The organism is Nocardia sp. NPDC003979 (assembly GCF_053605015.1).
Genome location: NZ_JBSGIJ010000002.1, coordinates 708960 through 718429 on the forward strand (window position 1 = coordinate 708960; position 9470 = coordinate 718429).

The following is a 9470-nucleotide window of genomic DNA, read 5'->3' on the forward strand; positions in this document are numbered from 1 at the left end:
CATACGCAACGAATCTGGACACACGATCACCATGCTCTGGTGGCGAGAGCTACTCGGCCGATGCCGCCACCAGAGCGTGGTGATCAAACGTTCAACTGGTGCCCGAGCCGTCGGATGGGGATAGCACCCTCGCCGCGACCTGGACGCACGTCGCGTGGACGCCTGGCGTGCGCTATTCGGTGGGGACCGCGTTCGGCTGCAGCGGTGGCGGGACGGCGCCCGGGTCCGGTTCGAGGATCTGTTCCGGCGCGAAGTTCGGGTCGACCCCGCTGCTCATCTCCGGCCCTGGGGCAGCGTCGGTCCCGCTCGCGTCCGGTGTGGCCGCAGCATTCGGATCGGTGCTGACGCCTGGGCCTGTCGCGGCACCCGGACCTGTTGCGTCGCCCGGGTCTGTCGCGGCGTTCGGGTCAGGCGCGGCGTTCGGGTCGGGCGCCGGACCGACATCGGCGAGGTCGGGCAGCTGGGGTGCGCCCTCGACAAGTGGGTCACCCTGCGCCCCACCGGGTTTCGGTCGTGATCCGGCTGATCCGGGCAGCTGCTCGCCGACCTCGGGCACCAGCTGAAGCAGGGTGGAGAAGTCGACCACCTGGGCGCCGAGGGTTTTCGTCGCCACGATGACACCGTTGGTGTACAGGCGGTACGTGCCCGCGCGTTGGGGCAGCATCATCTCCGGACCGATGGGGGCGCCGATCGAACTGCCGGGACCGCCTAGGCGGCGGTATTCGGTGTCGATCACCGACTCACCCGCCAGCGCTTCGATGGTCGGTCCGGGATCGGCGGGGAGCTCGGGAAGCGCTGGGATGGGCAGGGATTCGACGAGGTCGCCGGGGGCCGGGCCGACGGCGAAGGTTTCGATGTCGGCGGGTCGGCCGCCGTCGGGAGCGGCGGAGTACTCCGAGCGCAGGATCAGGCCGTCGCGCAGCAGCACCGTGCCCACGGTGGCGGCGACGGCGTCGGTGGTTCGCGCGTCTTCCTTGACCGTGCCCGGGTAGACCTGGCAGTCGGTGGTGTCGCAGGTCTGCGCGTACGGGTAGCGGTCTTCGGCGAGGGCGTAGGAGCGGGCGGCGATGGCCTGTGCGCGCAGGGCCTCGAATGCGCCCTGATCGGCCCAGTTGGCCTGCATTTCGGCGGGTAGAACGCCGGCGAGATAGTCCTCGATATCGACCTGGTTCACGGTCCGGTACGAGCCGTTCTCGAGTGCGACGCCGAGCGCGCCGCGATAGGCGGTGCCACCGCAGAGGGTGAGGTGTTCGTCGGCGGGGCGGCCGGGCCCGGCTCCGATCGGGTAGACGTACGGGTCGTCGGTTGCGCTCTGCCACAACACTTCTCCGTCACAACCAGCGGTCACCACCACGCTGGCGCCACCGTCGGGCATCGGGGTGAGGTGGGCGGCTTCGCCGGGTCCGATCATCCGGCCCGCGACCTGCGCGCCCGCGGCGGCATAGGTGTCGAGGGTGGCGTCGTCCTGGGCTTGCAGGCGTACGCCGATGGTGGTTGCTCCGATTTGGCCGAGTTCCGCCCCGGGGTAGTAGTGGCCGAGGATCTGCTCGGCGTTCCAGCCCGCGCGCGCGTTGTCGAAGGCGCCGACCTGGCTCATGCCGCGGCCGTGCCCCGCGCCGACCGTCGGCTCCACGTCGGGCAGCAGTTGCCACAGCCCGAGTGCCCCGGTGAGCACGAGCGCCGTACCGCCCACCAGCACCGGAAGGGGTGGCGCAGCGAGTATCGGAACCGCACGGCGGCGGGTGCCGCGACGGGTCTTACGGGCGATCGAGGTATCCGCTCTCATCCTGCGCTCCCACGGTTCGGGGGTTCTACCGGCGGAGCTCGCGTCGGCATGTCGTCCGCGCCGAGCGGGTTCCGAGGGCTACATTCGAGCAATCACATAACTCTCGAGTTGAGGTTTAGATGTGTGACGTATGTTAACTAGTGTGGTGTGTGAGGCAAGAGGAAGCAAGCATCACTTGCCGGTGATCTGCCGCTAGGGATGACCCTGCTCGACCCTGATTGGAGAGGCACGTGCGATACCGAAAGCCGAAACGTTCCTACGTGCTACCGGTGGTCACGACCCTCGCGGTCGCCGCGCCGATCGGCGCGTTCGCGCTCAGCGATTCGACCGATTACCGCAGCGCGAACAATTCCCAGTTCGCCGCGGTGCAGCCGGAGCTGTCGGAGGTCGCGCTCACGTCGGTCCCCGACATCACGATCCCGCTGCGCGAGCTGACCGGCCTCGACCTGCCCGACCTGCACCTGTCGGATCTGCGCATGCTCGGGCTGCCGTCGTCGATCCCGATCCCGCCCGGAATCCCCACGCCCCCGGGCGTGGCGCTGCCGACGGAGATCCCGCTCCCCCAGATCCCCACCAAGGCCCCGACGACGCCGACCGAGCAGACCGCGCCATCCGCCACCCCCGGCGCGGCGCCCGCGCCCGGACGGCCCCCGGCACCGACCACGGCGGTCCCGACCGCTCCCCCGGCGGCCGCACCACCAGCGGCTCCCGCACCGGCACCCGGCGCGCCCGCGCCTGCCGCGCCACCCGCCGCCGCACCCGCACCTGCCGCGCCACCCGCCGCCGCGCCGGCACCAGCCGCCCCCGCGGCTCCGCAGGGCCAAGCGCCCGCACCAGCCGAATCAGCTCCGGCGCCAGGCGCGGCCGCTCCGAACGCCCAGGCACCGGCAGCCCCCGCACCTGACGGTGCCGCACCACAAGACCAACCCGCGCCGGCACCGCAGGCCCAGGTCCCGGCGGCCCGAAAGCTCCCCGCCGGAGCGAAATTCATCGCCGACCCGGAAAACCTGGAACCCGGCACCACCCCCGACACCCCGGCTCTCGCGCCGGGCGCGGTCGACCCGGAACTCGTCGACGAGGTCGGCGCCCAGGTCAAGGAGCTCTCCCAGGAGACGCCGTTCAGCATGGTCGCGCTCACCGCGCGCGATCTGGTGAACACCACGACCAAGCTGCGCGCCCGCCAGCCCGACGGCAGCTGGGGCCCCTGGTACAACGCCGATCCGATCGACACGCGCGCCACCGATCAGACCCCGGCCGACGCACCGACCGGCACCGAACCGATCTACGTCGGCGAGACGACCGCCGTGCAGATGCTGGTGACCCGCAAGCCCACCGCGGCCCCCGATCACGACCCGGCGCACCTCACCGAGGCCGCGCTCAAGGCGGTGCTCATCAATCCGGGCCGGGCGGCGATCGATGCCGCGCTCAACGATGTGGCGGCGGCCCTGCCGGGCGGCGGTCCCAAGGTCATCACCCGGGCGCAGTGGGGTGCCGACGAGTCGATCCGCTGCCAGGAACCCACCTACGACGACGGCATCGGCGGCGTCACCGTGCATCACACGGCGGGCCGCAACGACTACAGCCGGGCCGAGTCGGCGGGCATCGTCCGCGCGATCTACGCCTATCACGCCGAAACCCTCGGCTGGTGCGACATGGGCTACAACGCCCTGGTCGACCAGTACGGGCAGATCTTCGAGGGCCGCTACGGCGGCCTCGACCGGGACGTGCAGGGCGCCCACGCGGGTGGGTTCAACGAGAACACCGCCGGTGTGGCGCTGATGGGCAACTACGAGAACGAGCAGCCGAGCAACGAGGCGATCACCGCGATCGGCCGGTTCATCGGCTGGCGCACCGGGATCGCCGGTCTCGATCCCGAGGGCGAGACGGTGATGTACTCCGAGGGCACCGAGTTCACCCCGTACGCCCAGGACGAGGCGGTGGAGCTGCCGGTGGTGTTCGCGCACCGCGACGTGGGCAACACCGACTGCCCCGGCGACGCCGCCTACGCCATGATGGACCGCATCCGCGCCATCGCCGCGGGCAATTCGGTCACCAACGACGCGTCGAGCAACCCGCATCGTCCGCCGAGCAATCAGGCACGAGCTCCGCAGGGCAATATGGCCGAGCTGGGCGCTCTGGTGGACAAGTTCCTCGGTCTGTCGAGTGAGAATCCGATCGCCAAGCACTGGGTGAGCCGCGGTGGTGCCGACGGTCCGCTCGGCGCGCCGCAGGCGGATCTGCTCGCGGGTGCGGGCGGACGTCAGTACGCGAAGTTCGCGAACGGGTTCGTGTATTCGGGCGAGAACGGTCAGGTGTTCGAGGTGGTCGGCGCGATTCTCGACCGCTATCTGAGTCTCGGCGCCGACGCGGGCGTGCTCGGCCCGCCGACGGGAAGTTCGTACCTGGTCCCGGACGGTCTTCGCACGGATTTCCAGAACGGTTCGCTGGTGCTCAACGAGCTCACCGGCATCGTCACCACCTTCTGGAAGACCTACAACGACACCTACGAGCAGGAGATGAACGGCAGCAAGCCGGAACAGGCACCGCCGACCACCGCGCCGACGCTGGGCCTGACGGTCCCGGCCGAACCCGGCGCACCGGAAGCCGCCGCACCGAGCGGCCCGCAGGTGCCGACCACGACGCCACCCGCCGGTCCACAGGCGCCCGCTGGTTCACCGGCGCCCGCAGGTCCTCCGGCGCCGGCTGTACAGCAGGCACCTGAGCAGGGGGCTCCGGCACAACCGGCCCCAGCCGAGCCTGTTCCCGCAGGCTGACCTACCGCAGCAACGACAGAGCCGGTGCGCTCCTCCGGGAGAGCACCGGCTCTTCGTCATCACCCCGGCAAGTTCACCGGTTCGGTCCCCGGGCTCATCGAGGCCGAGCGCGCTAGGTCCACCACCGCTCGAGCACCATCGCCACCCCGTCGTCCACATTCGTCCCGGTCACCTCGTCGGCCGCCGCCCGCGCCTCGGGGTGCGCGTTCCCCATCGCCACCCCGTGCCCGGCCATCGTCAGCATCGGCACATCGTTGGGCATGTCCCCGAACGCGACGATCTCGTCCTCGCGCACGCTCATCCGCCGCGCCACCTCGGCCAGCCCGGATGCCTTGGTCACCCCTGGCACGGCGAGTTCGATCAGCCCGTGCTCGGTGGAGTAGGTGATCTCGGCGCGGTCGCCGATCAGCGGGGCCAGCGCCGCGCGCATCTCGGAACTGCGGGCCGTGCTGAGCCGGATCAGCATCTTGATGGCCGGTGCGTCGATCACCTCGGCATGCGAGACGACGGTGTCGTCGGGATTGAGCCAGGCGTGTTCATACGTCGGCGAGCTGACGAACTGCGGCGTCGCCGCGTCGTGCGCGCTCACCCCCACCCGTTCGGCGGCGAGCCCGCACCCGGGTAACGCGCGTTCGGCGATCTCGGCGAGCCAGCCGAGAGTCTCGGTGTCGAGGGTGTGGCTGGCGAGCACGCGGTCGGTGGCGCTGTCGTAGACGACGGCGCCGTTTCCGCAGATGGCGAGCGGTGCGTAGCCGAGTTCGCTGACCACCGGGTCGATCCAGCGGGGCGGTCTGCCGGTGGCGAGCACGAAGGTGGCGCCGTCGGCGAGGACGGCGCCGACGGCGGCCTTGGTGCGGGGCGAAATCCGGTCGGCGTCGTCGATGAGGGTGCCGTCGACGTCGGTGGCGACCAGCTTCGGTTTCGGGTGCGTGCTCGTCATCGTTTCCATCCTGCCGCACGTCGGCACGCGGCGGCGCGTGACTGTCCTTATGATCAGGGCTTGATTACCCGATCCAGAGGGGACTGATGACCGGCTTCTTGGTGCGGCGCGCGCTGAACTACCTCGTGCTCCTGTTGCTGGCTTCGTTTCTGACGTTCAGCCTCGCCTCGCTCACCTTCCGTCCGCTCGACAGTCTCGAGCAGCGCAATCCGCGCCCACCGCAGTCGGTGATCGATGCCAAGGCCGAGCAGCTGCATCTCGACGAGCCGATCCCACAGCGCTATCTCACCTGGCTCGGTGGTGTGGCGCAAGGTGATTTCGGGACGACGCTGGCCGGGCAGCCGGTGAGCGAGGAACTGGGCAGGCGGGTCGCGGTGAGTCTGCGGCTGTTGATCCTCGGATCGATCATCGGCACGGTCCTCGGTGTGCTGATCGGTGCGGCGGGGGCGATCAGACAGTACAAATTCAGCGACTATTTCTCGACGGTGCTGTCGCTGCTGATCTTGTCCACACCGATCTTCCTCTTGGCGACATTGCTGAAATACGGTGCGCTGGAGATCAATACGCTCACCGGCAGCCAGATATTCCTCTATACGGGTGAAACCTCGGCCACCGAGATCACCGGCCTGTGGAACCAGATCGTCGACCGCGTACAGCATCTCGTGCTGCCGACCCTGGCGCTCGCCCTCGGCGGCATGGCCGGGTACAGCCGCTATCAGCGCAACGCCATGCTCGATGTGCTGCAGAGCGATTTCATCCGGACCGCGAGAGCCAAAGGCCTGACCCGCAATCGGGCGCTCTACAAACACGGCCTGCGCACCGCGCTGATCCCGATGGCCACAATTTTCGCCTACAGTCTCGGCGGCCTCATCACCGGCGCCACCTTCACCGAGAAGATCTTCGGCTGGCACGGTGTCGGCGAGTGGCTGGTCGATTCGATCAATGCCCAGGACCTGTACGTGGTGGTCACCGTGACCGCGTTCGCCGGGCTCGTGGTGCTCGTGTCGGGCCTGCTGTCCGATATCGTTCTCGCCCTGCTCGACCCGAGGGTGCGTGTGTCATGACCGAAACCGAACTGATCGTCGTCGGCGCGCCGGAGATCGCGGCGGCCGGTCGCCGCAAACTGGTGTGGCGGCGTTTCCTGCGCAACAAGCCCGCCGTGGCCGGTGCGGTGATCCTGGTGCTGCTGCTGATCGCCAGTTTCGCGCTGCCGCCGCTGCTGCCCTGGGACTACCAGCAGATGGACTACAAGGCGCTGATGAAGCCGCCGAGTCTCGAGCACCCGTTCGGCACCACCCAGATCGGGCAGGACGTGCTCGCCCAAACCCTGCGTGGCCTGCAGAAATCGCTCGTCATCGGCTTCTGTGTCGCGCTGTTCTCCAGCGTGATCGCCGCGACCGCCGGTGCGGTGGCCGGGCTGCTCGGCGGCTGGACCGACCGGGCCATCATGTGGCTGGTCGACCTGCTGCTCGTGGTGCCCAGCTTCATCATCATCGCGCTGTTCGCCCCGCGCACCAAGGGTTCCGGGTCGATCGCGATCCTGATCGTGCTGCTCAGCGTGTTCGGCTGGATGATCGCCGCACGCATCATCCGTGGTCTCACACTGAGCCTGCGTGATCGCGAATTCGTCCGTGCCGCGCGGTATATGGGCGCTCCGACGCGCAAGATCATCGTGAGCCACATCGTGCCGAACATCGCCTCGATCCTCATCATCGACACCACCCTCGCCGTCGGCGCGGCGATCATGGCCGAAACCGGTTTGAGCTTCCTCGGATTCGGTGTGCAGCCGCCCGATGTGTCGCTGGGGTCGCTGATCGCCGCGGGCACCAAGTCGGCGCTCACCTATCCGTGGTTGTTCCTGTTCGCCGGTGGGCTGCTCATCACGATCGTGTTGTGCGCCAACCTGGTCGGCGACGGCCTGCGTGACGCGTTCGACCCCGGTGCCCGTGGGGCGCGCAAGTGGCGCAAGGACAGCGCCGAGCGTAAGGACCAGGCGCAGGTGGAGTTGAAGAAAGCCGAGAAGCGATGACCAATTCGACCGCGCCGCTGCTGGAAGTCACCGACCTGCGGGTGTCGTTCCCCGGCGAGGAGGGCCGTGTCGAAGCGGTGCGCGGGGTGAACTACACCGTGTCCGACGGTGAGGTCCTCGCGATCGTCGGCGAGTCCGGTTCGGGCAAGTCGGTGTCCTCGCTGGCGGTGATCGGGCTGCTGCCCGAGCAGGCGCGGGTGCAGGGTTCGGTGCGGTTGCGTGGCCGCGAACTGCTCGGCCTCGGCGACAAGCAGATGTCGAAGCTGCGCGGTTCCTCGATCAGCATGGTGTTCCAGGACCCGCTCTCGGCGCTCACGCCGGTGTACCGGGTGGGCGATCAGGTGGCCGAGGCGCTGCTCGCGCACGGCACGATGAGCCGCAAGGAAGCCGGTGAAAAGGCCGTCGAACTGCTCGAACTCGTCGGCATCCCCGATGCCCGGGCGCGTTCGCGTGCCTTCCCGCACGAGTTCTCCGGCGGCATGCGTCAGCGGGTGGTGATCGCGATGGCCATCGCCAACGATCCCGCCCTCATCATCTGCGACGAGCCGACCACCGCGCTCGACGTCACCGTGCAGGCGCAGATCCTCGACCTGCTGCGCAAGGCGCGCGACATCACCGGTGCAGGCGTCATCATGATCACCCACGACATGGGCATCGCGGCGACGCTCGCCGACCGGGTCGCGGTGATGTACGCCGGGAAGGTCGTCGAAACCGCACCGGTGACAGAGCTTTTCGCGGCGCCGCGCATGCCGTACACGGTCGGCCTGCTCGGTTCCATCCCCCGCATGGACGGTCCCGCCCGCACCCCGCTGATCCCGATCGTCGGCGCACCGCCCGCCATGCACGCCCTGCCGCCGGGGTGTTCGTTCGCGCCGCGCTGCCCCGTCTCGATCGACGACTGCACCGCCGCCGAACCCCCGCTCGAGCGGGTGAGCCCCGGCCATTCGGCGGCCTGCATCCGCACCGCCGAACTCGGCACACCGGAACTGTTCGACGCCTACCGCGCCGACATCGCGGCCCAGCCGCATCCCGACCGCACCGATGACGACGTGGTTTTGCGGGTCACCGACCTGGTGAAGACCTTCCCGCTCACCTCGGGTGTGCTGTTGCGGCGGCGCACCGGCGAGGTGCGGGCCGTCGACGGGATCAGTTTCAGCGTGCGCGCGGGCCGCACCCTGGCGCTGGTCGGCGAATCCGGTTCCGGCAAGTCGACAACGCTCACCCAGATCATGGATCTGGTTCGCCCCCAATCGGGTTCGATCGAGGTGCTCGGTCACGATGTCGCCACCCTCACCAAGGCGCAGACCCGGGAGATCCGGCGCAAGATGCAGATCGTCTTCCAGGACCCGAGCGCCTCGCTCGACCCGCGCCTGCCGATCTTCGACGTGCTCGCCGAACCGTTGCGTATCGACGGCCGTTCCCGCGACGAGGTGAACAAGCGGGTGCCGGAGTTGTTGCGGCAGGTCGGGTTGCGACCCGAGCACGCCGACCGGTACCCGTCGGATTTCTCCGGCGGGCAGAAGCAGCGCATCAGCATCGCGCGGGCGCTCGCGCTGGATCCGTCGTTGCTCGTTCTGGACGAACCGGTGTCGTCGCTGGATGTGTCGATTCAGGCCGGTGTGCTGAATCTGCTGCGCGATCTGCAGGCCGAGCGGGGTCTGTCGTATCTGTTCGTGTCGCACGACCTGTCGGTGGTGCGCAATCTGGCCCACGACATCGCGGTGATGTTGCGCGGCAAGATCGTCGAATCCGGTCCGGCGGAGCAGATTTTCGCGAATCCTCAGCACGAGTACACCCGCTCGCTGATCGCGGCCGTGCCCGAACCCGCCGTGAGCGGCTGACCTTGGAGGAGATTCTCAATGATGTTGTCAAGCCGCGGCGACCCTGATTTGGGGTTGGTATGCCGTGCCAGTTCGCATCATGGCCCACAACACGTTCAGA

Annotated in this window: 6 protein-coding genes; 4 read left to right on the plus strand and 2 right to left on the minus strand. The window is 68.9% G+C overall.

From position 1 onward, the window contains the following. Positions 1 to 172: 172 nt before the first annotated feature. Positions 173 to 1786, minus strand: a complete 1614-nt coding sequence (locus tag ACWEVR_RS06895) for a SpoIID/LytB domain-containing protein (protein WP_452466136.1) — start codon at positions 1784 to 1786, stop codon at positions 173 to 175. Positions 1787 to 2055: 269 nt separating this feature from the next. Between ACWEVR_RS06895 and ACWEVR_RS06900 the strand changes: the two genes are divergently transcribed. Then, entirely contained in the window at positions 2056 to 4560 is a 2505-nt protein-coding gene (locus ACWEVR_RS06900; RefSeq protein ID WP_452466137.1) for an N-acetylmuramoyl-L-alanine amidase, read from the plus strand. Positions 4561 to 4672: 112 nt separating this feature from the next. Here the strand turns inward: ACWEVR_RS06900 and ACWEVR_RS06905 are convergent, their stop codons facing one another. Beyond that, positions 4673 to 5509, minus strand: coding sequence for an HAD family hydrolase (locus tag ACWEVR_RS06905; protein ID WP_181700242.1), 837 nt, complete (start codon positions 5507 to 5509; stop codon positions 4673 to 4675). Positions 5510 to 5586: 77 nt separating this feature from the next. On the opposite strand from ACWEVR_RS06905, the gene ACWEVR_RS06910 reads away from it, so the two are divergent. From ACWEVR_RS06910 to ACWEVR_RS06920, 3 genes are read left to right on the plus strand one after another with little or no spacing between them, the layout of a single operon-like run. Continuing rightward, positions 5587 to 6564: an ABC transporter permease gene (locus ACWEVR_RS06910; RefSeq protein ID WP_181700240.1), complete on the plus strand. Its 978-nt coding sequence runs from the start codon at positions 5587 to 5589 to the stop codon at positions 6562 to 6564. Then, the gene (locus ACWEVR_RS06915; RefSeq protein WP_452466138.1) at positions 6561 to 7529 is read left to right on the plus strand and encodes an ABC transporter permease; all 969 of its coding nucleotides are present in this window, start codon (positions 6561 to 6563) and stop codon (positions 7527 to 7529) included. The genes ACWEVR_RS06910 and ACWEVR_RS06915 overlap by 4 nt, the downstream gene beginning before the upstream one ends. Then, complete coding sequence (locus ACWEVR_RS06920; protein ID WP_452466139.1) at positions 7526 to 9370, plus strand: ABC transporter ATP-binding protein; 1845 nt, start codon at positions 7526 to 7528, stop codon at positions 9368 to 9370. Before ACWEVR_RS06915 ends, ACWEVR_RS06920 begins: the two co-directional genes overlap by 4 nt. Positions 9371 to 9470 lie beyond the last annotated feature (100 nt).